The 1,660-nt window shown below is 37.6% G+C and carries 2 protein-coding genes and 1 pseudogene; all 3 read right to left on the bottom strand.

Going from position 1 to position 1,660, the window contains the following annotated elements:
* A pseudogene (locus tag SORDD16_RS11680) lies at positions 1-137 on the bottom strand (FtsW/RodA/SpoVE family cell cycle protein); the annotation flags it as partial.
* Positions 138-328: 191 nt separating this feature from the next.
* A complete protein-coding gene (gene prsA, locus SORDD16_RS03990) occupies positions 329-1,270 on the bottom strand; it encodes a peptidylprolyl isomerase PrsA (RefSeq protein WP_061452461.1) in 942 nt (313 codons plus the stop codon).
* Between the two features lie 189 nt (positions 1,271-1,459).
* The coding region (locus SORDD16_RS03985; RefSeq protein WP_128973464.1) for an LPXTG cell wall anchor domain-containing protein at positions 1,460-1,660 on the bottom strand (201 nt) is incomplete at its 5' end.

The raw sequence follows: 1,660 nt of genomic DNA, 5'->3' as shown, positions 1-1,660 counted from the left end.
AATTGAAGAGCACTTTTTCCTTCTTGGATCAAGGTTGCACTCGTCGTTGAGTAAACGACGATTAGCCCCAAAATCGATAAAAGGAAGTAAGGAATCAAAATGGAATAGTTCAATAGGTGCCTTTTACTAATTTTCATATGTCACCACTCTAATAGGAACAGAAGCTTCTGTTCCTAATTCCGTTTTATTTTCTAGTTTTGATTGCTATTATACCATTTTTTCAGAAAGAAAAAAACTCTTATCCTCCAATCCTTCGAATTTTGCTATTTTGATTAAATTAGCATCTAAAAAAATACAAACCCTAGGAAGAAGTTTGTATTTTCTTTTTTTATTCTGCTGATGAGCTACTGCTTGTGCTTGAGTCAGTACCGCCAACATACTGGGCAAAGATATTTTGGAAAACAGGATCTTTCACTTTAATATTTGCAGCTTGGAATTCTTTTCCGATAACGCTCTGAACAAAAGATGAATCGTTTTGTTTTTGAGTCAGGATAATCGTTTTCAATTTTTCTTTGTAGTCATCTAGGTTTGATGATTTTTCTGTTTTCTTGGCCAGCTTAATAATGTAGTATTGGGTACTGTAGGCTTGTGTTCCAGTCGCTGTGACAACATCAGATACCCCATTTACATCCAAGGCAAAGGCAGCCTTCTTAACTTGTTCTGGAAGCTCTGTAGAGGCAGAGTCAAAGGTGATTTCGCCACCATTTTCTTTTGTCTTGTCATCATTAGAGTTGTCTTTTGCCAACTGGGCAAAATCAGCTCCTTCGGCTTTTGCTTTTTCAAGCACTTCTTTTGCCTTGTCTTCATTATCCATACGGATGATTTGTGCTGTCACATCTGGTGTGTAAGCATCAAAAGCTTTTTGGTAAGCTTCGTCTGTCAGTTCATTCTCTGCTGCTTTCTTAACTGCCAGTTCTACCAACTTGTTTGTGCGAATTTGAGCTTTACGAGTCTCAGCAGTCATACCTGCCCGTTGAAGTACGCTGTTGTAGCTATCGCCATATTTCTTCTGCTCTTCAGCAACAGCATCATCCACTTCTTTATCAGTTACTTCCGACCCATATTGCTTTTCAAATACTTTTTCTATCGTCATATTAAGCAAGACTTGTTGTGCAGTTGGGTTGTTTTTGACTTGTTCATAAAATTGGTGTTCAGTGACAACATCACCCTTCATGCTGATGAGGTCAGCCCCTTCAGAACCTTTTGAACAAGCAGCCAAAGTCGCTACAGATAATAATGTAATGGCTCCTGCCAATAGTTTTTTCTTCATTGTTACTCCTTTTTCTAAAAACGGTCAAAAATTTCTCTAGACCAACTCAATCATTATACCATATTTTATAGCAGATAACTTAAATAAGACTAAAAATAGTGGCTTTTAAATTTTTAACGATTCAATTTTTTTCATTCCAAAAAGAACCTGAACAATCGTTCAAGTTCTTTGTTTGTCTTGTATTATTTTTTAGTGACGTCCTTTGTAAGTCAAGCCTGCTAGACCAAGACTTGTGAGAAGGAAGCCTGCAAATCCAAGAATTGAATTTTGTTCGCCAGTTTCTGGCAGCTGCTTGCCAGGTTTTTGACCTTGATCTGGCTTAGCTGGATCTTGTTGATCTTGACCTTGATCTGGTTTGGCTGGATCTTTTGAATCTTGACCTTGATCTGG

The sequence above is a fragment of the Streptococcus oralis genome, from assembly GCF_001578945.1.
GTDB lineage: Bacteria > Bacillota > Bacilli > Lactobacillales > Streptococcaceae > Streptococcus > Streptococcus oralis_Q.
The sequence above is the reverse complement of the archived record's forward strand: the minus strand, read 5'-3'. Positions and strand labels throughout refer to the sequence as shown.